At 71.3% G+C, this 23462-nt stretch carries 25 protein-coding genes; 8 read left to right on the top strand and 17 right to left on the bottom strand.

Annotated elements, in window-relative coordinates; genetic code table 11:
* The 7 genes from CCN39_RS09365 to CCN39_RS09335 form a co-directional block, all read right to left on the bottom strand.
* Positions 1-672: CoA-transferase subunit beta (locus CCN39_RS09365; protein WP_086840388.1), on the bottom strand; the 672-nt coding region annotated here is incomplete at its 3' end.
* Positions 669-1478 carry a CoA transferase subunit A gene (locus CCN39_RS09360; protein ID WP_086840386.1) on the bottom strand — a complete coding sequence of 270 codons (810 nt, stop codon included), beginning with the start codon at positions 1476-1478 and terminating at the stop codon, positions 669-671. The genes CCN39_RS09365 and CCN39_RS09360, both read right to left, overlap by 4 nt.
* Positions 1479-1644: 166 nt before the next feature.
* Positions 1645-2952, bottom strand: coding sequence for a glycoside hydrolase family 27 protein (locus CCN39_RS09355; RefSeq protein ID WP_244210683.1), 1308 nt, complete (start codon positions 2950-2952; stop codon positions 1645-1647).
* 23 nt (positions 2953-2975) lie between these two features.
* The gene (locus CCN39_RS09350; RefSeq protein ID WP_086840384.1) at positions 2976-3809 is read right to left on the bottom strand and encodes a carbohydrate ABC transporter permease; all 834 of its coding nucleotides are present in this window, start codon (positions 3807-3809) and stop codon (positions 2976-2978) included.
* Positions 3809-4765 (bottom strand): carbohydrate ABC transporter permease, encoded by a 957-nt coding sequence (locus CCN39_RS09345; protein WP_086840382.1) that lies wholly within the window; start codon positions 4763-4765, stop codon positions 3809-3811. The genes CCN39_RS09350 and CCN39_RS09345 overlap by 1 nt, the downstream gene beginning before the upstream one ends.
* Positions 4762-6024, bottom strand: coding sequence for an ABC transporter substrate-binding protein (locus CCN39_RS09340; protein WP_086840380.1), 1263 nt, complete (start codon positions 6022-6024; stop codon positions 4762-4764). The genes CCN39_RS09345 and CCN39_RS09340 overlap by 4 nt, the downstream gene beginning before the upstream one ends.
* Before the next feature lie 18 nt (positions 6025-6042).
* Positions 6043-7212 carry an ROK family protein gene (locus CCN39_RS09335; RefSeq protein ID WP_244210681.1) on the bottom strand — a complete coding sequence of 390 codons (1170 nt, stop codon included), beginning with the start codon at positions 7210-7212 and terminating at the stop codon, positions 6043-6045.
* A gap of 76 nt (positions 7213-7288) precedes the next feature.
* Here CCN39_RS09335 and CCN39_RS09330 point away from each other — a divergent pair, with 76 nt between their 5' ends.
* Genes CCN39_RS09330 through CCN39_RS09320 form a run of 3 tightly spaced genes read left to right on the top strand, consistent with a single transcriptional unit; the run spans position 7289 to position 11478 of the window.
* A complete protein-coding gene (locus tag CCN39_RS09330) occupies positions 7289-9385 on the top strand; it encodes an alpha-galactosidase (RefSeq protein WP_086840376.1) in 2097 nt (698 codons plus the stop codon).
* A gap of 30 nt (positions 9386-9415) precedes the next feature.
* Positions 9416-10360: a 2-hydroxyacid dehydrogenase gene (locus tag CCN39_RS09325; protein ID WP_086840374.1), complete on the top strand. Its 945-nt coding sequence runs from the start codon at positions 9416-9418 to the stop codon at positions 10358-10360.
* Complete coding sequence (locus tag CCN39_RS09320; RefSeq protein ID WP_086840372.1) at positions 10357-11478, top strand: glycerate kinase; 1122 nt, start codon at positions 10357-10359, stop codon at positions 11476-11478. The genes CCN39_RS09325 and CCN39_RS09320 overlap by 4 nt, the downstream gene beginning before the upstream one ends.
* A 277-nt stretch (positions 11479-11755) precedes the next feature.
* On the opposite strand, the gene CCN39_RS09315 is transcribed toward CCN39_RS09320, so the two are convergent.
* A complete protein-coding gene (locus CCN39_RS09315; protein WP_086840370.1) occupies positions 11756-12049 on the bottom strand; it encodes an iron-sulfur cluster biosynthesis family protein in 294 nt (97 codons plus the stop codon).
* 76 nt (positions 12050-12125) lie between these two features.
* Complete coding sequence (locus tag CCN39_RS09310) at positions 12126-12536, bottom strand: hypothetical protein (RefSeq protein WP_086840368.1); 411 nt, start codon at positions 12534-12536, stop codon at positions 12126-12128.
* Positions 12537-12684: 148 nt separating this feature from the next.
* Here CCN39_RS09310 and CCN39_RS09305 point away from each other — a divergent pair, with 148 nt between their 5' ends.
* From CCN39_RS09305 to shbA, 4 genes are all read left to right on the top strand, one after another.
* On the top strand, positions 12685-13164 hold the full coding sequence (locus CCN39_RS09305; RefSeq protein ID WP_086840366.1) for a GtrA family protein: 480 nt from the start codon (positions 12685-12687) through the stop codon (positions 13162-13164).
* 11 nt (positions 13165-13175) lie between these two features.
* The gene (locus tag CCN39_RS09300; protein WP_086840364.1) at positions 13176-13544 is read left to right on the top strand and encodes a YidH family protein; all 369 of its coding nucleotides are present in this window, start codon (positions 13176-13178) and stop codon (positions 13542-13544) included.
* Between the two features lie 162 nt (positions 13545-13706).
* A complete protein-coding gene (locus tag CCN39_RS09295) occupies positions 13707-14003 on the top strand; it encodes a DUF202 domain-containing protein (protein ID WP_086840362.1) in 297 nt (98 codons plus the stop codon).
* 322 nt (positions 14004-14325) lie between these two features.
* A complete protein-coding gene (shbA, locus tag CCN39_RS09290) occupies positions 14326-14913 on the top strand; it encodes an RNA polymerase sigma factor ShbA (protein WP_086840361.1) in 588 nt (195 codons plus the stop codon).
* A gap of 36 nt (positions 14914-14949) precedes the next feature.
* Here shbA and CCN39_RS09285 read toward each other — a convergent pair whose 3' ends face one another.
* From CCN39_RS09285 to CCN39_RS09275, 3 genes are read right to left on the bottom strand one after another with little or no spacing between them, the layout of a single operon-like run.
* Positions 14950-15801, bottom strand: coding sequence for an amidohydrolase family protein (locus CCN39_RS09285; protein WP_086840359.1), 852 nt, complete (start codon positions 15799-15801; stop codon positions 14950-14952).
* Complete coding sequence (locus CCN39_RS09280; RefSeq protein ID WP_086840357.1) at positions 15798-16766, bottom strand: aldo/keto reductase; 969 nt, start codon at positions 16764-16766, stop codon at positions 15798-15800. The genes CCN39_RS09285 and CCN39_RS09280 overlap by 4 nt, the downstream gene beginning before the upstream one ends.
* A gap of 5 nt (positions 16767-16771) precedes the next feature.
* Complete coding sequence (locus CCN39_RS09275; RefSeq protein WP_167455021.1) at positions 16772-17110, bottom strand: L-rhamnose mutarotase; 339 nt, start codon at positions 17108-17110, stop codon at positions 16772-16774.
* 81 nt (positions 17111-17191) lie between these two features.
* Between CCN39_RS09275 and CCN39_RS09270 the strand changes: the two genes are divergently transcribed.
* On the top strand, positions 17192-17923 hold the full coding sequence (locus CCN39_RS09270; protein WP_086840353.1) for a FadR/GntR family transcriptional regulator: 732 nt from the start codon (positions 17192-17194) through the stop codon (positions 17921-17923).
* A gap of 43 nt (positions 17924-17966) precedes the next feature.
* Here the strand turns inward: CCN39_RS09270 and CCN39_RS09265 are convergent, their stop codons facing one another.
* The 5 genes from CCN39_RS09265 to CCN39_RS09245 all read right to left on the bottom strand — a co-directional run.
* Positions 17967-18980, bottom strand: coding sequence for an ABC transporter permease (locus CCN39_RS09265; protein WP_086840351.1), 1014 nt, complete (start codon positions 18978-18980; stop codon positions 17967-17969).
* Positions 18977-20500 (bottom strand): sugar ABC transporter ATP-binding protein, encoded by a 1524-nt coding sequence (locus CCN39_RS09260; RefSeq protein WP_086840349.1) that lies wholly within the window; start codon positions 20498-20500, stop codon positions 18977-18979. The genes CCN39_RS09265 and CCN39_RS09260 overlap by 4 nt, the downstream gene beginning before the upstream one ends.
* Entirely contained in the window at positions 20497-21528 is a 1032-nt protein-coding gene (locus CCN39_RS09255) for a sugar ABC transporter substrate-binding protein (RefSeq protein ID WP_086840347.1), read from the bottom strand. Before CCN39_RS09255 ends, CCN39_RS09260 begins: the two co-directional genes overlap by 4 nt.
* Positions 21529-21588: 60 nt before the next feature.
* Positions 21589-22335 (bottom strand): SDR family NAD(P)-dependent oxidoreductase, encoded by a 747-nt coding sequence (locus CCN39_RS09250; RefSeq protein WP_086840345.1) that lies wholly within the window; start codon positions 22333-22335, stop codon positions 21589-21591.
* Positions 22328-23462, bottom strand: a 1135-nt coding sequence (locus CCN39_RS09245; protein WP_086840343.1) for an enolase C-terminal domain-like protein, incomplete at its 5' end; no start/stop codon positions are given. The genes CCN39_RS09245 and CCN39_RS09250, both read right to left, overlap by 8 nt.

Genomic DNA, 23462 nt, shown 5'->3' with positions numbered 1-23462 from the left:
CAGCTTCCAGCCCGTCGCCGCCACGACCTTGTCCAGGTCGACGCCCGGGTGCAGCTCGGTGAGGGTGAGCTCGGCCGTCTCCGGGTCGGGACGGAGCAGGCCCAGGTCCGTCACCACCAGCGTCGGGCCGCGGCCGGGGAGGCCGAGCTTCTCCCGGTCGCCCTTGCCGGTGCCGTGGCCGAACGACGTCACGAAATCGACCTTCTCCACGAACGCGCGCGGGTTCTGGCGCAGGACGATGAACACCTCGCCGCACGAGGCTGCGATCTCCGGGGCGCCGCCCGCTCCCGGGAGGCGGACCTTCGGGTCGTGGTAGTCCGAGCCGATCACCGTCGTGTTGATGTTGCCGAACTTGTCCAGCTGGGCCGCCCCGAGGAAGCCCACGTCGATGCGGCCCGGCTGAAGCCAGTAGTTGAACACCTCCGGCACGCTGATCACCGCGTCCGCCGTGTCGGCCAGCTCGCCGTCGCCGATGGAGAGGGGCAGGCGGGACGGCTTGGCGCCGAGGCAGCCGGATTCGTAGATCAGCGTCAGGTCCGGCGCGTGCGCGCGGCGGGCGAGGTTCGCCGCCTTGCTCGGCAGGCCGATGCCGACGAAGCAGGACATGCCGTCGCCGAGGGCGCGGGCCGCCGCGACGCTCATCATCTCGTCGGCGGTGTACTCCGCGCTCATGCCGTCACCCCGGTCAGCTCGTTCAGCCACTTCGTGAACTCCTCGCGGTCGCGCCCGACCTCGTCCCACGCCTGGTACGCCGCGTTGTCCCGCTCGTAGTACCCCGCCGCGTACGACGGCTTCGCGCCGCCGGGAACCTCGGCCACCGCCGTGACCACCCACGCCGGAAGGACCACGGCGCCCGGGCGGGGCTCCAGCTCGTCGACGATCTCCTCGACCGTCACCAAAGACCGCTTCGCCGCCAGCACCGCTTCCTTCTGGACGCCCGTGATGCCCCACATCTGCACGTTGCCGGAGCGGTCGGCGCGCTGGGCGTGGACGATCGAGACGTCCGGGTTCAAGGCCGGTACCGCCGTCAGCTTCTCGCCGGTGAACGGGCAGGTGATCGGCTTGATCGTGGCGGTCTGCGCCGGCAGGTCGGTGCCCGTGTAGCCGCGCAGCACCGCGAACGGCAGGCCGGACGCGCCGGCGACGTACCGGTTCGCCATGCCCGCGTGGCTGTGTTCCTCGATCTCCAGTGGCACCGGCCAGTCGTGCTGGACGGCGTCGCGAAAACGGTGCAGCGAGCCGACTCCCGGGTTGCCACCCCACGAGAAGATCAGTTTGCGCGCGCAGCCGGCGCCGATCAGCTGGTCGTACACGATGTCCGGGGTCATCCGCACCAGCGTGAGGTCACGCCGGCGCTGCCGGATGATCTCCTGCCCGGCCGCGACCGGGATGAGGTGCGTGAACCCTTCGAGCGCGACGGTGTCGCCGTCGTGCACCAGCCGGGCCACGGCCTCCTCCAGTGACAGCAGCGCCGCCATCTCCACCCTCCGCACTGTTCGCATCACGCACACCCGTTCTGCCAGCGAACATAGCACGGTGGGCGGGGGCCCGACCAGGTGTCTTCCACCCAATGGATGACGCACGCACGTCGAAGGGGACTTTTCTCGCCCGGACAGCGAGAAGAGTCCCCTTCGGCAAGAACAGTCAGCCGATCCGGATCAACCGCGAGCCGTGCGGCGGCACCGCGGCAGCCGTCCACGAGCCCCGGAACCGCCCGAGGTCCTTGCGCGCGACGAGGTCACGCACCGGTCGCGCCCCAGGCATCCCGAGGTCCACCGGGATGTCCGCGAGTGTGGCACCGAGGTTGTAGACGGCCGCGTACCACCGGCCGTCCGGCGCCCGCTTCTTCCACACCTGGTGATCCCCGCCGGTGACCTGCGCCGGGTAGGAACCGGCGTGGTCGACCGCGATGACCTCGGGGTTCGTCAGGATCGACACGGCGGAGGCGTCCAGGAACCAGATGTCTCCCCCCACGTACAGCGGCGACGACGCCATGGACCAGAACGTCATCACGCTCTGCCGCTCGACGTCGGAGATCCCGTCCTGGATGCCGGACCCGGTGTTGTTGCTGATCGGCATCGAGTCCAGATCCGGCCGGTACTGCGGCCCGAACACCCCCAGCCAGCCCGGCAGGTCCGCCCACCGCGCCTTCACCGAGCTGTCCCAGGTGGACACCGTCTCGCAGTAGCACTCGATGTCCGTGTCGACGCGCACGCCGTTCGCGTACGGAGCCAGCGCGGAGCCGATGGACCGCGGCACCGGCCACGCGCTCGCGGTCAGCCACATCGGCCGCCGCGAGTGGTCGATGGCCGTGGACCAGGCCCGGATGTCGGGGACGTTGTCGGCGGTCGTCCCGTCGACCTTGACGAAGTCGACGCCCCAGGACGCGAAGCGGGCCACGATCGAGTCGTAGTACTTCTGCGCGCACGGGTTCGTGAAGTCGACCTTCCAGTTGCCGCCCCAGCCGTTCGACGGCGTCAGCGGCCGGTACGCGATGTCCTGCGCGTGGCACGACGTCCCGAGGATCGGCGCGTTCTTGTCGTAGACCTCCTTCTCGAGCCCGGTCACGGCGTACAGGCCGAGCTTCAGCCCGAGCGAGTGCACGTACGACGCCAGCGCCGGGATCCCGGAGGGGAACCGCGTCGGATCGGGGTCGGGGATGCCGTTGACGTCGGTGTGGAAGACCCACGACTGGGAGGCGTTCCAGCCCGAGTCGATGTTGACGTAGGTGTAGCCGGCGGATTTGAGCTTCGAAGCCATCGCCGAAGCCGCGTCGCGGATGTGCGACTCGTTCAGCCACGAAGTGCCGTAACCCGCGCGGGTCGACGACTCGAGGCTCCAGCTGCTCCAGCCCATGAACGGCTCGACGAACGGCGTCCGCGCGTCGGCCGGCGGGACGACCAGTGAGAACAGCCCGAGCACAGAGAGGAAAACGGAAAGGAGGCGCTTCATTGAACACTCCTCGGTGAGGGGACCTACTCCTTGAGCCCGCTCGCCGCGATCCCGCGAACGATGAACCGCTGGGCGACCAGGAACATCGCGACCAGCGGCGCGATGGTGACCAGAGCGCCGGCGAACAGCGCCGGCAGGTTGACCGACTGCGCGGTCAGGAACGTCGAGAGGGCGATCTGCGCGGTCCACGACGACGGGTCCTGCCCGATCACGAGGGGCCACAGGAACGCGTTCCAGCTTTCGATGAACATCAGCGCCCCGAGCGAGGCGATCATGCTGCCGGAGTTCGGCAGGACCAGGCGCCGGTAGACGCCGAGGTAGCCGAGCCCGTCGAGCCGCCCGGCCTCCTCGATCTCGGCCGGGAACCGCAGGTAGAAGTTGCGGAACAGGAGCACCGTGAACGCGCTGAACAGGTTCGGCGCGATGATGCCCCACTCGGTGTTGACCCCGCCCAGCGAACCGACCACGACGAACGTCGGCACGAACGTCACCGACTGCGGGATCATCAGCGTGACCAGCACGTAGGTGAACACGGCCCGACGGCCCGGGACGTCGATCCTGGCCAGCGCGTACCCGGCCATCGAGCCGAAGAGCGTGGCGACCGGGGCGGTCACCGCGGCGACCAGTAACGAGTTCCACAACGAGTGCGCCATGGGCACCGAGGCGTCGGCGAACAGGTCACCGAAGTTGACCCACGACAGCGGGTCCGGCAGCCACGACCAGTCCGGCGAGCCGACCTGCTGCCGCGTCATCAGCGCGTTGCGCAGCATGATGTAGAACGGCAGCAGGAAGATCACCGAAAGCACCGACGCGAGAACGTACTTCGGCGCTTTCCGGGGCACCGCGACGACGGCCATCAGTCCTTCTTCCCGAAGCCGGCGAACCGGCCCTGCAGCAGCGTGATCACGACGATGATCACCGTCAGCAGGAACGCCCCCGCCGAGCCGACGCCGTAGTTCTGGTCGCCGAGCGCGGAGTCGTACAGGTAGACCAGCGGCGGCTTCACCGGCGCGGTCGCCGTGCCGGAAAGCCCGGTGCCGAACAGGTTGTAGAACTCGTCGAACGCCTGGAACGCGGCGATGAGGATCAGCAGCAGCACCGCCACGGACGTGTTCCGCAGCTGCGGCAGCGTGAGGTACCGGAACGCCTGCCACTTCGTCGTGCCGTCCAGCGCACCGGCCTCGTACAACGTCGGCGAGATCGCCTGCAGCCCGGCCAGGAAGAGGATCATGTACAGCCCGACCTGCAGCCACAGCCGCAGGGTGACGACCGCGACCCAGTACACCGGCGGGCTCGTCGTCGACAGCCACGGCACCGGATCGGCGCCGAACAGCCCGCCGACGACGTTCGCGACGCCGGAGGGCAGGCCGTTGAACAGCGCCATCTTCCACACCAGCGCCGCGACGACGTACGACACCGCGGCCGGGATCAGGAACACCGTCCGGAAGAACGCCTTGCCGCGCTTGATGCTGTTGACCAGCACCGCGAGGCCGAGCGAGGCGACGAAGGTGATCGGCACGATGAAGACGGTGAAGACCGCGATCGTCGTCAACGATGTCAGGAAGGCGTCGTCGCCCAGGAGGAACGCATAGTTGCCGAAGCCGATCCAGTTCCCGAGCGTGATGGTGCCGCGGGCGTCGCTGAAGCTGAGCAGGAAGCTCCAGCCGATGGCGACGTACTTGAACAGCCCCAGCCCGAACACGACCGGCCCGGTCAGCACCGCGAACGCGCCGATGGCCCGCCAGTCGCGACGCCGGCGCCGCTTCTTCGCCGGCGCCGACGGAACCACCGGGGCCTCCACCACGGCCGTCATGCCAGCTGCTTGTCGACTTCGGCCTGCGCCTTTTTCGCCGCGTCGCCGAGCTCGGCGGCCGGGTCGGCCTGCCCGTTCGCGATCTTGGTCGCGGCCTGCAGGAACAGCGTCGCCGACGCCTTGTTCCACAGCCCCGAGTAGGACTTCCCGAACTGCTGCGAGATCGTCACGGCGTCCTTCGCGGGCCCGCTCGAGAACTCGGTCGTCCGCGCCGCGACCTCCTTGCGGGCCGGGATGTGGAAGCCGTACTTGACGCACCAGTCCTTCTGCAGGTCGGCGTTCTTGATCCACAGCCAGTCGATGTACTTTTTGACGGCGTCCAGGTTCGCCGACTTGGCGTTCGCGAGCTGGTACCAGCCGCCGACGCGCGCGACCGGCTTGCCCGCGTCCCCGAACTTCGGCCACGCGACGACGCCGAAGTCGTCACCGAGGGCCTTTTCGATGTCCGGCAGCGACCACAGTCCGCCCCACTGCATGGCGGTGGCGCCGTTGGCGAACGCGCCCGGGTCGGACCAGTCGGTCGGATAGCCCTGGAGCAGGCCGCCGGTGTCGTGCAGCTGCTTGAGCCCGCCGATCGCGGCGATCGCCTCGGGCGAGGCGAACGCGACCTTCCTGCCGCTGGCGTCGAAGAAGTCGCCGCCGGACGACCAGAGCAGGAGCGTCGCGGCTTCGCCGACGCCGTCGGTGCCGACGTAGAGGCCCTTCTGCTTGCCGTTGTTCAGCTTCCGCGTGGCTTCGAGGAGCTCGGCGAACGTCTGCGGCGGCTGGATGCCCGCGGCCTGCAGCGCGCTCTTGCGGTAGTACAGCATCATGACGTCGTCGATCATCTTGACGCCGTAGATCTTGCCGTCGACGGTGACCGTGTCCAGCGCGGCCGGGCTGAAGTCGGCCTTGACCGGGCCGACAACGTCGTCAAGCGGCGCGAGCAGGCCGTTCTTGACGTTCTGGTACCGGAAGTCGCCGAGCTCGAACAGGTCCGGCGCCTGCGCGGTGAGCATCGCCGAGTTCAGCTTGGTCTCGTAGTCGCCGGCGATCCAGCTGACGTTGATCGCGATGTCCGGGTTGGCCTTGGTGAACTCCTGCGCGTACCGCTGGACCGCTTGCTGCGTCCCGGATTCGCCGTACGCGTGGTACCACTGCTGCAACGTGGTCTTCGCCCCCGAAGAGGCGTTCTTGTTCAACGGGTCGGAGGTGCAGCCCGCGAGGGCCGCTCCCCCGGCGAAGAGGACGGAACCGACCAGGAAGCTTCGGCGATTCATGGGGCTCACAGGGACTCCTTAGACGCTCTCGGCGGCGAAAAGGCTTTGGATGGCGACGGCGGCCGCGCCCCGCGCCCACTCCTCGAACGGCAGTGGCCGGATCACCAGGCCGCACCGGGCGGCACTGCCGAACGCCTGGACCGCGAAGGTCCGGCGGATCTGCTCCTCGAACAGGTCGTAGGTGGCGACACCTTCCCCGGAGACGACCACCCGCTCCGGGCCGAACAGGTTGACCAGCGCGGCCAGGCCGAGCCCGATCGCGTGCCCCGCCCCGGCGAACACCCCGCGCAGCGGTTCATCGCCGCCGCGAGCCCGCGCCACCGCGTCTTCCATGGTCAGTCCGGGTTCCCCCGAGACGTCGCGAGCGAGGGTCAGGATCGCCTCGGTGGACGCGATCGCCTCGACGCAGCCGCGGCCACCGCAGTGGCACGGCGGCCCGCCGTCGGCGACCGGGACGTGCCCGATCTCGCCCGCGACGCCGTGCGCGCCGCGGATCAGGTCGCCGTTCACCACGAGCGCGCTGCCGATCCCCGTTCCCACCGTGACCAGCGCGAACGACGACGCACCGACGCCTTCGCCGAACCACTGCTCGGCCACGGCGAGGGCCTTGACGTCGTTTTCCAGGGTCGCCGAGAGCCCGGTGGCCTCTTCCAGGAGGGAAGCCAGGGGGACGTCCCGCCAGCCGAGGAACGGGGAGTACCGGACGACGCCGGACGCGCGGTCGACGTCGCCGGACACCGCGACACCCAGGCAGTAGGCACGCTCGCGGAGATCGCCGGACAGCAGCTCCCCGACGAGGTCGGCCAGCGCCTGCACGACGTGCCCGACGTCGTGGCTGGTCAGGGCGTGGTGGGCGCTGGCCCGGACGTCGGCGCGCAGGTCGGTGACGACGCCGATGAGGTCGTCGCCGGTGATCTTGACGCCGACGAAGTACTCCCGGTCCGGGCGGATGGCCAGGGGGTTCGCCGGGCGGCCGGCACCGGGGGCGGTGCGGCCGCCGGAGGTGAGTTCTTCGAGGTAGCCGGCTTCGATGAAGGGCCGGGCGGCCTTGGTGACCGCGGCGGAGGAGAGCCCGGTGCGGCGGGCGACGTCGACGCGGGACACCGGCCCTTCGGTCAGGACCGTGGTGAACACGGTCGCGGCCGCAGGACTGGTGATCGGCGCCCTTGCCGGTGCACTGCGAGGCATGGCGGGAAGGCTAGGCCGGATTAATTAACTTCGTCAAGAATTTATTTTTGCGCTGGTCAGCTCTACGCTGGCGGGCATGTCGCTCGTCGAACACGATCCCGCGCGCCGGCTCTGGCTGCTGCGCACCCCCGAGAGCTCGTACGCCTTCCGGCTGGACCCCGACGACCGCCCGCGGCACGTCCACTGGGGCCCGCCGCTGACGCTGGCCCAGGCCACGCAGGTCGCCGCGCGCCGCAACCCGGCCGACAGCAGCTTCGACGAGCCCGGCGACGAACGGCAGGAGCTCCCCGCCGAGGGCGGCGCGTTCTTCGGCGTCGCGGCACTGGCGGTGCAGTACGCCGACGGAACTTCGGCGCTCGAGTGGCGCTACGACGGCTTCGCGCTCGAAGACGACACGCTCGTCGTGCGGCTCGCCGACCGGCACTACCCCCTGGAGCTGTCCCTGCACTACCGCGTCCGCGGTGACGTCGTCGAACGCTGGACGTCGCTGCGGCACACCGGTTCCGGCGAGCCGATCGCGTTGCTGCGCACCGATTCCGCGTCGTGGACGCTCCCCCGCCGCGAAGGCGCGCGGCTGAGCCGGACGTCCGGGGCGTGGAGCGCCGAGTACGGCGTGCTGCGCGAACCGCTGCCGGTCGGCGAAACCACGCTCACCAGCCGGCGCGGCGCCTCCAGCCACCAGGTCAACCCGTGGGTGATGCTCGACGCGGGCGACGCGACGGAGACCCTCGGCGAGGTGTGGTCGTCGGCGCTGGCCTGGAGCGGGAGCTGGCGGATCACCGTGGAGCGCACGCACACCGGCCGCGTCACGTGGACCGGCGGGTTCGGGCACGAGCACGTCGCCTGGCGGCTGCAGCCGGGCGAAACGTGGGAGACGCCGGTGTTCGCCGGGCTCTACGCGGCCGACGGCTTCGGCGGGACCAGCCGTCGGTGGCACGCCTACGTCCGCGAGTTCGTCCAGCCGCACCCGGACGAGCTGCGGCCGATCGTCTACAACTCCTGGGAGGCGACCGGCTGGGACGTCGACGAGCGGAACGAAACCGAGCTCGCCGCGGCCGCCGCCCGGCTGGGCGCGGAACTGTTCGTCATGGACGACGGCTGGTTCGGCGCCCGCACCGGCGACGCGGCCGGGCTCGGCGACTGGATCGCCAACGACCAGCGCTTCCCGCGCGGGTTGCGGCCACTGGTCGACGCCGTCCACGCGCACGGGATGCAGTTCGGGCTGTGGGTCGAGCCGGAGATGGTCAACCCGGACAGCGACCTCTACCGCGCGCACCCGGACTGGGTGCTGCACATGGCCCACCGGTCGCGGACGACGTTGCGCAACCAGCTCGTGCTGAACTTCGCGCGGCCGGAAGTCGCGGACTGGGCGCACAAGTGGCTCGACGGCCTGGTCGGCGAGCACGGCATCGACTACCTCAAGTGGGACATGAACCGCGCGTTCACCGAGGCCGGCTGGCCCGAGGCGGGCCCGGACGCGCAGCGGCTGTGGGTCGGCCACATCCGGGCGGTGTACGCGATCCTGGACCGGCTGCGTGCCGACCACCCGGACCTGCGGATCCAGGGGTGCGCGGGCGGCGGCGGGCGCACCGACCTGGGGATCCTCGCGCGCACCGACGAGATCTGGGCGTCGGACAACACCGACGCGGCCGACCGGATCACCATCCAGCACGGCTACGGGCAGATCTACCCGGCGGGGACGATGTCCGCCTGGGTGACCGACAGCCCGAACCCGGCGACCCGGCGCGAGGCCCCGCTGAGTTTCCGCTTCCACGTGGCGATGGCGGGGGTCCTCGGCCTGGGCGGCGATCTGCCGCGCTGGACGCCGGACGAACTCGCCGAAGCGGCGTCGCTCGTGGCGCTGTACAAGGAGATCCGGCCCGTGGTGCAGCACGGCACGCTGTACCGGCTGGCCGATCCGGCGGTCTCGGCGCTGACGGCCGTGCAGTACGTGCTCGGTGATTCCGCTGTCGTCTTCTTCTGGCGGCGGCCCACCGAATTCGCGCGGCCGTTCACCCCGCCGCGGCTCGCCGGGCTGGATCCGGCCGGGTCGTACCGCGACCAGGACGGCGAGGTGCACCACGGCGCTGTGTTGCTGAGCCACGGGTTGGACGTCGGCTTTCCCGGTAGCGGGTACGCGAGCGCGGTGGTGCGGCTGACGCGGGTCGGCTGAATTGTCGGTGGCTTGGCCTAGGCTGTCGTCGTGGCCAAGATCGCGGTGACCCGATGGATTCCCGACGACGCGGTGAAGCTCCTCGCCGAGGCAGGCGACGTGGAGGTCTCCCCCGCCGATCGTCCGCTGACCCCTGCGGAACTGCACGAGTTCGTCCGCGGCGCGGCGGCCGTGGTCGGGATGCTGCACGACCGGCTCGACGGCGCGCTGGCCGACGCCGCCGGTCCGGAGCTGAAGGTGGTCGCGAACGTCGCCGTCGGGTACGACAACGTCGACGTGGCGGCGCTGGCTTCCCGCGGGGTCGTCGTCACGAACACGCCGGGTGTGCTCACCGATGCCACGGCCGACCTCGCGTTCGGGCTGCTGCTCGCCGTCACCCGGCGGATCGGCGAGGGCGAACGGCTGCTGCGGTCGCGCACGCCGTGGTCGTTCCACCTCGGCTTCCTGCTCGGCTCCGGGCTGCAGGGGAAGACGCTGGGCATCGTCGGGTTCGGGCAGATCGGGCGGGCGGTGGCGCACCGGGCGGCGGCGTTCGGGATGTCGGTCGTCTACTCCGGACGGTCCAAACAGGACACCGAAGCCGAGTACGTGTCGTTCGGGGAGCTGCTGGCGCGCTCGGACGTCGTCTCGCTGCACTGCCCGCTGACGCCCGAGACGCGGCACCTGGTCGACGCCGCCGCGTTGCGCGCCATGAAACCCGGGGCGTACCTGGTGAACACGACCCGCGGCCCGGTCGTCGACGAGGCCGCGCTGGCCGATGCGCTGGAGGCCGGGGAGATCGCCGGGGCCGCGCTCGACGTGTTCGAGAAGGAACCCGAGGTCGAACCGCGGCTGCTCGGCCGGGACGACGTCGTGCTCAGCCCGCACCTGGGCTCGGCGACGGTCGAGACCCGCACCGCGATGGCCGTGCTGGCCGCGCGCAACGTCGCGGCGGTGCTCGCCGGGCGTCCCCCGCTGACGGAGGTGAAGCCGTGACCCGGATCGTCATCGCGCCCGACAAGTTCAAGGGCAGTCTCACCGCGGTCGAGGCCGCGGAGGCGATCGCGCTCGGCGTGCGCGATGCCTTGCCGGACGCGGAAATCGTCACCTGTCCCGTCGCCGACGGCGGCGAAGGCACCCTCGACGTGCTGGAAGCCGCGGGCGCGCGGATCGTGCGGATGACGGTTCGCGGGCCGCTCGAGGAGCCGGTCCAGGCGCGGTATGCGGTGCTGGAAGGCACCGCGTACATCGAATCCGCGCGCGCTTGCGGGATCGAATTCGTCGAGCCTTCGCCGGCGACAGCGCTGGCCGCGCACACCTGGGGTGTCGGCGAGCTCTTGGCGGACGCGCTGGTGCACGGCGCGAAACGGCTGGTGCTCACGGTCGGCGGCACAGCCAGCACCGACGGCGGGGCCGGGATGCTCGGGGCGCTGGGCGCCGGCGTGCTCGACGCGTTCGGTGCGCCGGTCGGCCTGGGCGGCGGGACGCTGACGCGGGTGGCGTCGACGGAGCTGACGCCGGTGCGCGAGCGGCTGGACGGCGTGCGCGTGGCGGTCGCGACCGACGTGACGAACCCGCTGCTGGGCCCGGAAGGCGCGGCGGCGGTGTTCGGGCCGCAGAAGGGTGCGGGGCCGGAGGAGGTCGCGCTGATCGACGAGGGATTGACGCGGTGGGGGCACGCACTGCAGGTGGGCGGCGCGCCGGACGTCACGCGGGTGCCGGGATCGGGCGCCGGCGGCGGGGTCGCGGCGGCGGCGATCGCGCTCGGGGCGAGCGTCGAGTCCGGGTTCGACCTCATCGCGGGGTTGACCGGGGTGGACGCGGCGCTGGAGGGAGCGGATCTGGTCATCACGGGCGAGGGCTCGCTGGACGAGCAGAGCCTGAACGGCAAGGCCCCGGCGGGAATCGCCGACCGCGCGAGGCCGCGCGGAGTGCCGTTGATGGTGCTGGCCGGCCGGATCCAGCTCGACGCGGCGGGCTTGGCGCGGCTGGGGGTGGTGGGGAGCAGCGCGCTGATCGACCACGCACCTTCACTGGACCACGCCCGGAGCCATGCGGCGGAGTTGCTGCGGGGCCGGGCTGCGGAGCTGGTGCGCGCCTGGCAGGAGAGGTAGCGCAGGGCGGAGGCGGCCAACCGGGCGGGCGGCGGGTGTTGGCGCTCACCCCGGGCCACGATCGGCCCGGAGTCGGCGAGGATCGCGCGAAGCTGCTTGGTGCCCGACCGGCCCGTGGCCGAAGCCGGCGCGTCCAGCGGGTGATCCCGCCGACGCACGCCGCCGCGCGGGTGCACCAGGTCTGAGCGCGATTCGCCCGGAAGTCGAGCGAGCGGCGGAAAAGCGCACGGGCGAACGGACCTTCCGCGCCCGACGGCGAAAGGCCCGTCCGCCGCGGTCAGCTCGTGTGCTGGGGCAGCACGGCGAAAGCCACGCCGCCCGCTTCGTCCTCCTGGACGTCCAGGACCTTGTCGTCCAGCAGCGCTGCCGCCTGGGGCTCGAGGAACACCTTCGGGCCCTGGTCCTCTCCCAGCACGCTGTCGCCCTCTGCCGGCTGGGGGGCCACCGACAGCGCCAGCTGGGCGCTTTCGCCGTCGGCGTTCTGGACCGCCAGGCGGAGCCCGGCGTCGCCCTCACCCTGGCTCGTCAGAGCAGTGATCGCCTCGGCGGCGGCTTCGGTCACGGTCAGCATTTTCGGCCTTCCCTTCGTCGCGGTCCGATGCAGCCCCACGCTAGGGGCGTCCGAACGGACGTGCAGTCTGAGCGGATCAGCCCTGCCGGGCCGCGCGGATGGCGTCCGCCACCGATTCGCCCGCGTAGTCCGTGGTTTCGCGGCGGCCCTGGTTCGAGTGGCGGCGGGGCACCGTGTCCTCCGCCACAACCGGCTCGAAGTCCGGTGGCGCGTCTTCGATCGTCTCGTCGAGCTCCGCCGCCGGGGTGGCCGCGAGCGGGCGCTCCGGGACCGGCTCCGGCTCGGCGTCCGGGAGCTCTTCGGCCAGGCGCTGGTCCATCGGCTCGCCTTCGCGGATCTCCCGGGGCGTGGTGCCGTACCGGTCGGCCGCGCTCCAGTGCTCGGGCGGCTCGATGCCCTCCTCGAGCGAATCCACGCGCAGCTCGTCCTCGTCCAGCGCTTCGCTGGGGCTCAAGCTCTGCGGTTCGGCCGAGTCACGATCACTCACTGGCCCTCCTGGCGCATCGGCAACATCCCCTCGCCGGTGACCTACCCCGGGCGGCGGGGCGGCGAAACCCCGCGGTGTCGCCGGGATCACATTTCTTCAACCGGTTTAACACATTCACAAGTTTGTGAATGTCAGCTAGGTTGGGATCATGGCCACCACCAGGTGCGCACCGGACCACCGGCTGCTCGCCACCGACCCGGACCGGCACCACGAGCTCGGCACGCACGCCGCGTGGTACGTCGTGGCCGGCGTAGTGACAACCGGCGTCCAGGCCGTTCTGTTCCTCCTGCTGCGCGACGAGCTCGGCTCCCAGGTCGCGAACCTGGTCGCGATCGCGCTCACCACCGTCGGGAACACCGAGTTCCACCGCCGCGTCACCTTCGCCGGACGGCCCAGCAACGCCGGGAAGCGACACCTGCAGGACCTGCTCACCTTCGCCTTCTACGCCCTGTACGGCTCGGCCGTGCTGGCCCTGCTCGGCGCCTTCGTCGACCGGCCGACGTCGTGGGAGGAAACCGGCACCCTGCTGCTGGCCAGCCTGGTCGGCGGGTTCGTGCGGTTCGCCGTGCTGCGCTGGTGGGTCTTCGCGCACCGCACCGAACCGGCCACGGCGGCCCACACCGGCTAGCGTCTGCGGACGTGACCCCGGACGACAGCAAGCCGGACGACATCAAGCCCCACGCGGGCGGCACCGAACCGGACTACCGCTTCACGCTGGCCAACGAACGCACCTTCCTCGCCTGGCTGCGCACCGCCCTCGGGTTGCTCGCCGGCGGCGTGGCCGTCCACCAGCTGGTGCCGTCGCCGGCCGCGGCCAGCACCGTCCTCGCCGGATTGTGCGTCGCGCTGGCCGCCGTCCTCGCCGCGACCGCCTACCCGCGCTGGCGGCGGGTGCAGATCGCGATGCGCGCCGGGGAGCCGCTGCCGCGGAGCTGGATGATCCTGGCGCTGACGGGCGGGCTGCTGGCGCTGATCGTCGCCGCGGCCGTGCTGCTGGTGGTCTCGTGAGTGAGACGAATGGAAGCGGACGGTGACGGCCGGGAAAACCGGTCCGGCCACCCGGCGAGCCGGGCCGGCCGAGGCGGGCGAGCGGGCCCTTCCGACGCGAATACCGCCGGTTCGCGATTATCGTGACGTCAAAACTACCGACACACCGTCCGAGATCCGGCCGTGACCACCCCCGCGGGCGCTCAGGCCGAGCGGACCGGGCTCGCCTGGCGGCGGACCGCGCTGGCGTCCGCCGCTTGCACGGTACTGCTCCTGCATTCCGCCGCCCAGCGCCATTGGGGTGGCACGCTGGTCCCCGTTTTGCTCGCCGCCGGGACATCTGCCCTGCTAGCGGCCATCGGGATGCGCCGCGAACGGGCCTTGCGAGCCACCGAACCGGGCCCGCCGAGCCGTCTCCTGCCCGCCATCGCGTCGCTCGCCGTGACCGTGACCGCCACTTCCGTGGTCGTCTTCCACTGACGAGTGAACTCGGCACATCCTGAAACCGATTAATCGCAATGTGCGGGTCCGGGTCGCGGGAACATCACGGTCGATACTGCTAACGGGGTATTGGTCGTTGAAATCTGGACTGACCCGCCTGGAGGTGCTTACGATTACCCTGCGTCGCACGGACCGCAGATGTGCCCCGATCAACCGGAGCCTCTGCGATGGATCAGTTACGGAGTGTTGAACCCCCGGCAGCGACGGTCGAGGGTCGGCCGGGGAGACGACCATGACAGCACCGCCGAGTACCACCGAACAATCCGCTTCCAGCCTTCGCGATTATCGCACTCCAGAGTCGATGCCCCGCCCGGGCGGACGGCTCACCAAGGAGGACCTCGACCCCCTCGTCAAGGACGCGGGCGAGGGCAACCCGGCGGCGATCCACTCGCTGCTGCAGATGATCGAACCGGTGGTGGTCCGCTACTGCCGCGCCCGCATGGGCGGCCGCGACCTCTCCTACCTGTCGGCCGACGACGTCGCCCAGGAGGTCTGCCTCGCCGTGCTCAAGGCCCTGCCCGACTACCAGGACCGCGGCGGCTCCTTCCTCTACCTGGTCCACGCGATCGCGGCGAACAAGGTCGCCGACGCCTACCGCGCCGTCGCCCGCGACCGCTCCGAGCCCGTTCCCGAGCTCCCGGAGCGCCCGCTGGTCGCCGGCAACGAACCCGAGTCCCACGCGCTGCACCTCGACCTCGGCGCCCGCCTCGGCCGGCTGCTCGCCTCCCTGCCCCGGGTGCAGCAGGAGATCCTGACCCTGCGCATCGCCGTCGGCTTCTCGGCGACCGAAACCGCCGAAGCGCTCGGGATCTCCGCGGGCAACGTCCGCGTGACGCAGCACCGCGCCCTGACCCGGCTGCGCGGCATGATCCGCGACGACGAGTTCTGACAGACCACCCCCTGCGGGCGGGCGGGGTGACCTCTTTTACCCCCTGGAGGACGTCGCCCCGCCCGCATCCAGCTTGTAGGCCGTCCGAGCGTTGTGCTCGAAGACGGCCAGGCGCTCGGCGTCCGACAGCGAGCCCGTCAGGGCGACCGCCGCGTCGAGGACCACCTCGTAGGACGCCGCCAGTTCGCAGACCGGCCAGTCCGAGCCGAACAGCAGGCGCTCCGGGCCGAACACGTCCAGCACGTGGTCGACGTACCGGCGCAGGTGAGAGACCTCCCAGCCCGTCCAGTCCGCTTCGGTGACCAGCCCGGACAGCTTGCAGACGACGTTTTCGCGCACCGCCAGCGCCGCCACGGCGGACGCCCACGGCTCCCACTCCCCCGCCGCGATCGGGGGCTTCGCCGCGTGGTCCAGGACCAGGCGCAGGTGCGGCAGGCGCAACGCCACCTCGGCCGCGGCCGGCAGCTGCGCGGGCCGGACCAGCAGGTCGAACGCCAGGCCCGCCGCCGCGACCGCGCTCAGCCCGGCCATCACCTCGGGACGCAGCAGCCAGTCGTCGTCCGGCTCGTTCTCCACCTGGTGCCGGACGCCGGCCAAGGGGCCGTCGAGGGCGGCCAGCCGGTCGACGACGTCCGGAGCGGTGAGGTCCACCCAGCCGACCACGCCCGCGATCACCGGCTCCGCGGCCGCCGTCGCGAGGAACTCGGCGGTCTCCTCTTCCGACGACACCGTCTGGACCAGGATCGTCGCATGCACCCCCGACGCCTTCGTCACCGCGCGCAGGTCGTCGACCGTGTACGGGTGGCGGATCGGGTCCATGGCGTCCCCCGTCATCCACGGGTACTCGCGCCGCGACGGGTCCCACAGGTGGTGGTGCGCGTCGATCATGAGACTCCTTCGGCGATGACGACGTCGGCGCGCAGCAGTCCCGCGTCGATCAGCTCGGTCCACAGGGCCGTCGGCACGACCGCCCGCGCCCGCCGCGCGTTCACGCCGACCTGGTCCGGATCATGCGCGCCCACGACCACCGACGCCACCGCGGGATGCCCCATCGGCAGCGCCAGCGCCGCTTCCGGCAGCTCGACGCCGTGGCGCGCGCAGATCTCCGCGATCCGCCCGGCCCGCTCGACCAGCTCCGGCGGCGCTTCGGCGTAGTCGTAGACCCGGCCCGGTTCGGCGGTCGCCAGGATCCCGCCGTTGAACGCGCCCCCGGCCACCACCCGGACGTCCCGCTCGGCGCACAGCGGGAACAGCTCGTCCAGCGCGGGCTGGTCGAGCAGCGTGTAGCGGCCGGCCACCAGCAGGACGTCGAGGTCGGTGCGGCGGACGAACTCGGCCAGCATCGGCGCCTGGTTCATCCCGGCGCCGAACGCGCGGATCACGCCCTGCTCCCGCAGCTCCCGCAGCGCCGGGAACGCCCCCGAAACCGCCTCCTCGAAGTGCTCGTCGGGGTCGTGGACGTAGACGATGTCGACGCGGTCCAGCCCGAGCCGCGTCAGGCTGTCGTCCAGGGACCGCAGGACGCCGTCGCGGCTGAAGTCCCACCGGCGCTTGTACGCGGCCGGGACGGCGAAGCCCTGGTCGTCCCGGGCGCCGGCCCCCTCCGGGTTCGGCTCCAGCACCCGCCCGACCTTCGTCGAGAGCACGTACTCGTCCCGCGGGTACGCGCGCAGCGCCGCGCCGAGCCGGGTCTCCGACAGGCCGAGGCCGTAGTGCGGCGCGGTGTCGAAGTAGCGGACGCCCTCGTCCCACGCGCGCCGGACGGTCGCGGCCGCCGTCTCGTCGCTGATCGCGTGGTAGAGGTTGCCCAGCTGCGCGCAGCCGAGCCCCAGCGGGGAAAGGGAGAGTTCCAACGCCGTCACTCCTTCACCGGCAGTTCCCAGACCAGCCCGATGCCGGTGTCGCCGCCGGAGTAGTCGTCCTCGACGGCCAGCAGCTCGGCCATCCTGGCCTGCCACGGGACGTTGGCGGGGTGGTCCCGCAACGCCGCGCGCATCGCTGCGTAGTCGTCGACTTCGAGGACGTGGAACAGGTCGAGTCCGTTACGCCAGATCCGCCAGGAGTGGACACCGGCTTCGCGCAGGGCGGTGTCCAGTTCCGCCGGGATGACCGCGTGGACGGACTCGTACTCGGCCTCCTTGCCGGGCTTGAGCCGGGTGTGCAGAGCCACTCGTTGTGGTGTGCGCTGGTGGGTCATCGCCCCTCCTTCGCCGGGACATGGCACGCTGGGGAGTAACACCGAAACATCCGAGGTCTGTTGCAGGGGAGGGCGGACGCGATGCCCGTCACCGATGTCGCGATCGACAAGATCAAGGACATGATCATCTCCGGCGAGCTGGCGCCGGGCGACCGGCTGCCGAAGGAAGCCGAGCTGGCCCAGCGGCTCGGGCTCTCGCGCAGTTCCCTGCGCGAGGCCGTCAAGGCGTTGTGCCTGATCAGGGTCCTCGACGTCCGCCAGGGCGACGGCACGTACGTCACCAGCCTCGAGCCCAACCTGCTGCTCGACGCCATGACGTTCGTGGTCGACTTCCACCGCGACGACACCGTGCTGGACTTCCTGGCCGTCCGCCGGATCCTCGAGCCCGCCGCGACCGCGCTGGCCGCGCTGCACATGAGCGACGCCGACATCGCGGAGCTGGGCACGCTGCTCAGCGAGCTGGAGGACTCGCCGACGGTCGAGGCGCTGGTCGCCAACGACCTGCAGTTCCACCGCAAGATCGCCGACGGCTCCGGCAACCCCGTGCTGTGTTCGCTGCTCGACAGCCTCTCCGGGCCGACCGCCCGCGCCCGGATCTGGCGCGGGCTCACCCAGGAGGGCGCGGTCGCGAAGACCCGCGAGCAGCACACGGCGATCTACGAGGCCATCGCCGCGCGCGAGCCGGAACTGGCCCGCTCGTGGGCGACCGTGCACGTCGCGGGCGTGGAGCAGTGGCTGCGCAACGCCCTGGGCACCGCGGACGACCCGACCGTGCCCGACTCGGACGCCGAGCCGGCCGCGGAAGCCTCGTAGCACGCCTACCTCCGGAACACGTCGGACCTTCACCGGGTGGGCGTCAGGTCTGTGGCTTCCCACCGGCGTACCGGGCGATGATCAGCGCGACCAGGATGATGGCGCCGTAGATCGCCCCCTGCCACTCGGCCGTGACGTGCGCGTAGTTGAGCAGGCTCGACACCGACGACAGCAGCAGGACGCCGGTGAGGGCGCCGACCAGGGTGCCCTTGCCGCCGTCGAGGGAGACGCCGCCGATCACCGCCGCCGCGAACACCTGCAGGATCATCCCGGAGCCCTGGTTCGCGCCCAGGGCACCGACATAGCCCGTGTACGCGAGCCCGCCGATCGCCGCCAGGATCCCGGCGACGACGAACACCGCCCACGCGATCCGGTCGACGCGCACACCGGCCGCCCGCGCGGCTTCGCGGTTGCCGCCGATCGCGTACAGCGCGCGGCCGACGCGGTGGTAGCGCAGCACCCAGCCGGCCACCGCGAACAGCAGCGCCGCCAGCCACACCGACATCGGCAGCCCGAGGAACGTCGTCGTCGCCAGGTCGGTGAACGAGTCGGGCAGGTTGAACAGCGTCTTGCCCTTGGTCGAGCCGACCTGCACCCCGCGCAGCACGGTGAGCATGGCGAGGGTGACGATGAAGGCGTTCAGCTTCAGCTTCACGATCAGGAAGCCGTTGACGAACCCGACCAGCGCCCCGCACAGCGGGATCACCAGCAGCCCGATCGCCGCGGGCAGCTCGACGCCGAAGCCGGCCGACGCCGCCGGGAGCACGACCATCGCGCCGAGGGCCGGCGCCAGGCCCATCGTCGATTCCAGGGACAGGTCGAACTTGCCGGTGATCAGCACCAGCGACTCGCCCAGCACGACCAGCGACAGCGCGGCCGACGCGGTCAGGATGCTGACGATGTTGCTCCAGCCGACGAACGTGTCGTCGACCAGGCCGCCGATGACGAACACCACGATGAGCGCGGGCAGCAGCGCGAGTTCGCGCAGCCAGACGGCTTTCCGGCGCCGGGGTGGCGCGGGCAGCTCCGTTTGCGGAGAGGTCATCACGTCGGTCACGAAAGCTCGACTCCTTCGATGTCGGCCACGAGGTCGCCGTCGGACCACCCGGCCTGGTGTTCGGCGACCACGGCCCCGGCGCGCAGCACCAGGACCCGGTCGCTCAGGCGCAGGTCGTCGAGCTCGTCGCTGACGATCAGCACCGCCTTGCCCTCGGCGCGCACCCGGTCGACGACCGCGAGCAGCGCCTCCTTCGACTTCACGTCCACCCCGGCCGTGGGGTTGATCAGCACCACGACCCGCGGATCGCCGATCAGGGCCCGCGCCAGCACGACTTTCTGCTGGTTGCCGCCGGAAAGGTCCGACACGGGCTGCTCGGCGCTCGCGGCCACGATGTCGTAGTCGGCGAGAGCCTGCGACGCCCGCGCGAACCGGGTCCGCGGCGACGCGATCCCGCCACGGCCCAGCTTGTCCAAGATGGACATCGTCGCGTTGTCGGCGATCGAGTGCTCCAGGACCAGGCCCTCGTGGTGCCGGTCGCGCGGGACGCAGCCGATTCCCGCCCGCAGCGCCGCCGGGATGTCGCCCGCCCGCAGCGGCGAGTCGTCCACGCGGATCGTTCCCGCGGACGGCGTCCGCAGGCCGTATACCGTCTCGGCGACTTGGTGCTTCCCGCTGGCGTTGCTGCCCGCGAGCCCGACGACTTCGCCGCGGCGCAGCCGGAACGAGACGTCGCGGAAGCTGTCACCGGACAGCCTGTCGACCGAAAGGATCTCCGCGGCGTCCTCTTCGAGGGACTCCCGGGACGCCGCGTCGCGGACCGACAGGCCACCGGGCTCGCCGGTCATCGCGTCGACCAGTTCCGCGCGGCCCACTTCGGCGACCGGTGCGGTGAGGACGTGCTTCGCGTCGCGCAGCACGGTCACCGCCTGGCAGACCTCGTAGACCTCGTGCAGGTGGTGCGAGATGAACAGGAACGTCACCCCGCCCGCCTGCATCTGGCGCATCCGCTCGAAGAGCCGCTCGATGGCCTGGCTGTCCAGCTGCGCGGTCGGCTCGTCGAGGACGATGAACCGGGCGCCGTAGGACAGCGCGCGGGCGATCTCGACGAACTGCCGGTCCTCGACCGACAGCTCGCCGGCCGGGGTGTCGACGTCGACTCGCACGTCCCACGACTCCAGGAGCTCACGCGCCTTGCGCCGCAACGACTTCCAGCCGATCGAGAACCCGCCGCCCGCCTGCCGGTTGAGGAACAGGTTCTCGGCGACGGTGAGCTGCGGGACGACCATCGCGTGCTGGTAGACGCAGGCGACGCGCGCCTTCCACTCGTCCTGTTTGGACAGTGGCGGGGCCGGCTCGCCGCCGAACTCGACGTGCCCGGTGTCCGTGGCGGACAGGCCGGTGAGGATGGAGACGAGCGTCGACTTGCCGGCCCCGTTGCGCCCGACGAGCGCGTGCGACTCGCCGGGGTGCACGGTGAGGCTGACGTCGTGCAGCGCCACGGTCGGGCCGTAGCGCTTTCCGACACCTACGGCGCTGACCACCGGGACGGCGGATTCGCCGGCGGGCAGCGCGGTCACAGGTTGTTCCCCCAGAGGGCCTTGTCGTCCACGTTGTCCTTGGTGATGACGGGCGCGGGCAGCTGGTCCTCGAGGATGCCGGGGCTGATTTCGACGATGGTGCTGCCGTGGTCGGTCGGCCCGGCCTTGAACGTCTCGCCCGCCATGGCCTTCTTCAGCCAGTACAGGCCGTACTTCGCGTAGGCGTCGGCCGGCTGGGACACGGTGGCGTCCAGCTCGCCGGCGCGGATCGCGGCCAGTTCCTGGGGGATGCCGTCGTTGGAGACGAGCACGACGTGCTTCGGGTCCCCGACCGGGAAGAACAGGTTCTTGCGCTTGAGCGCCTGCTCGGTGGGGGCCAGGTAGACCCCGCCGGCCTGCATGTAGACACCCTTGATGTCCGGGTTCGCGGTCAGCATGCTGTCCAGGCCGGAGGACGCCTTGTCGGCCTTCCACTCGGCCGGGATCTCCAGCACCTGGATGCCGGGGTACTTGGACTTCATGCAGTCGCGGAAGGCCTCCGAGCGGTCGCGGCCGTTGACCGAGGCCAGGTCGCCCATGATCTGCACGACCTTGCCGGTCTTGACCTTCTCGCCGATCGCTTCGCAGGCCTTGGTGCCGTAGGCCTTGTTGTCGGCCCGCACCACCATGGCGACCTTGCCGCTCTCGGGAGCGACGTCGACCGCGACCACCGGGACGCCCTTGTTCTCGGCCTGCTTGAGCCCGGCGACGATGGCGGCCGAGTCCAGCGGCGTCACGACCAGGCCCTTGACGCCCTGGTTGAGGAAGGTGCCGATGTCGGTGATCAGCTTCGCGGGGTCGCTGTCGGCGTTGACCGTCGGGAGGACGTCGACGCCCTCCTCCTTGGCCATCTTGGGCACGTAGTTGTTGTAGGCCTGCCAGAACGGCGAGGTCAGCAGGGGCAGCGTCGCGCCGACCTTGCCGCCGGCGCCACCGCCCGCGGCGGGTGCCGCGGCGTTGTCCTTCGTGGACCCGCAGGCGGCCAGTACCAGGCCGCAGACGGCGGCCGTGGCGGCCACCTGGATCACCCTGTTTTGGAATAGCACAGCGCGCACCGCATCCTCCTTGATGACAGCGGAAATCAAGTCTTACTGGGGTGGGACCGGGCCGCGAGGACGCAGGCCGTACATGCCGCCGTCGACCGCGAGGGCGGTGCCGGTGGTCGAGGCGGAGAGGGGGCTGGCGAGGTACGCGATGGCGTTCGCGACCTCGTCGGCGGTGACCAGCCGGCCCATCGGCTGGCGGGCCGCGAGGGCCGCGCGTTCGGCCGCCGGGTCTTCGGCGGCGTCGAGCAGCCGGCCCACCCACGGGGTGTCCGCGGTGCCCGGGCACACGCAGTTGACGCGGATGCGGTCGGGCAGGTGGTCGGTCGCCATGGCCAGGGTCAGCGAGAGCACCGCGCCCTTGCTGGCCGAGTAGAGCGCGCGGCTGGGCAGGCCGGCCCAGGCCGCGATGGAGCAGGTGTTGACGATCGCCGCGGACGGCGAGTTCCTGAGGTGCGGCAGCGCGGCGCGCGCGAGCCGGACCATGCCGACGACGTTGACGTCGAACACGCGGTGCCACTCGTCGTCGTCGTTGGCGGTGACGTCGCCCTGCGCGCCGATGCCCGCGTTGTTGACGAGGATGTCGAGGCGCCCGAAGCGGTCCACGACGGCGTCGATCGCTTCGCGGACTTCCCGATCGGAGCCGACGTCGCAGCGGAAGCCGTCTTCGTCCGGTTTCAAGTCGAGGACGGCCACCTGCGCGCCGCGCTCGGCCAGCAGGTTCGCCACCGCCTTGCCGATGCCCGAGGCGCCTCCGGTGACGGCGGCCACCAGGCCCTCGAATTCACTCACGTGCGGTCTCCGTCCATTCGGGACCGTCCGGGAACCGGAACCGGCGCAGCGTGGCGTCGTGCATGCGCGCGGAGAACCCGGGTGCGGTCGGGGCCAGGTAGCGGCCGCGCTCGACGACGGCCGGGTCGGTGAAGTGCTCGTGCAGGTGGTCGACCCACTCGATCGAGCGGTCCGCGTCGGTGCCGGACACCGCCACGAAGTCGAACATCGACAGGTGCCGGACGAGCTCGCAGAGCCCGACCCCGCCGGCGTGCGGGCACACCGGGACGCCGAACTTGGCGGCCAGCAGCAGGATCGCCAGGTTCTCGTTGAAGCCGCCGACCCGGGCGGCGTCCAGCTGGAGCACCGAAATCGCGTCCGCCTGCAGCAGCTGCTTGAAGACCACGCGGTTCTGGACGTGCTCACCGGTCGCGACCTTGATGGGCGCCAGCGCTTTCGCGATCGCCGCGTGGCCGAGGACGTCGTCCGGGGAGGTGGGCTCCTCGATCCAGTACGGGTCGTAGGGCGCGAGCGCGGTCATCCAGGTGACCGCGGCCTGGACGTCCCAGCGCTGGTTGGCGTCGACGGCGATCCGGACGTCCTGGCCGACGGTCTCCCGCGCCAGTTTCATCCGCCGGACGTCGTCCTCGAGGTTGCCGCCGACCTTCAGCTTGATCATCCCGAAGCCGTCCGCGACGGCCTGTTCGGCGAGCCGCACGAGCTTCGCGTCCGCGTACCCGAGCCAGCCGGGGGACGTGCTGTAGGCGCGGTAGCCGTTCGTTTCCAGCTGTTTCGTGCGCTCGGCCCGGCCGGGTTCGGCGCGGCGCAGGATGTCGAGCGCTTCGGCTTCGGTGAGCGCGTCACTCAGGTAGCGGAAGTCGACCAGCGACACGAGTTCTTCGGGCGTCATCCGCGCCGCGAACTGCCAGACCGGCAGGCCGGCGCGGCGGGCGGCGAGGTCCCAGGCGGCGTTGACCACCGCCCCGACGGCCATGTGCGCGACCCCCTTTTCCGGACCCAGCCAGCGGAACTGCGAGTCGCCGACGAGCGTGCGGGACAGGTCGCCGAGCGCGGCCGCGTCCTCCGGGACGTCCCGGCCGACGACGTGCGGGGCGAGCGCGCGGATCGCGGCGGCCTGGACGTCGTTG

It is taken from the genome of Amycolatopsis kentuckyensis, assembly GCF_002155975.1.
Lineage (GTDB): Bacteria > Actinomycetota > Actinomycetes > Mycobacteriales > Pseudonocardiaceae > Amycolatopsis > Amycolatopsis kentuckyensis.
Note: the sequence above shows the minus strand (reverse complement) of the source record. Positions and strands in the feature narration are given on the sequence as shown.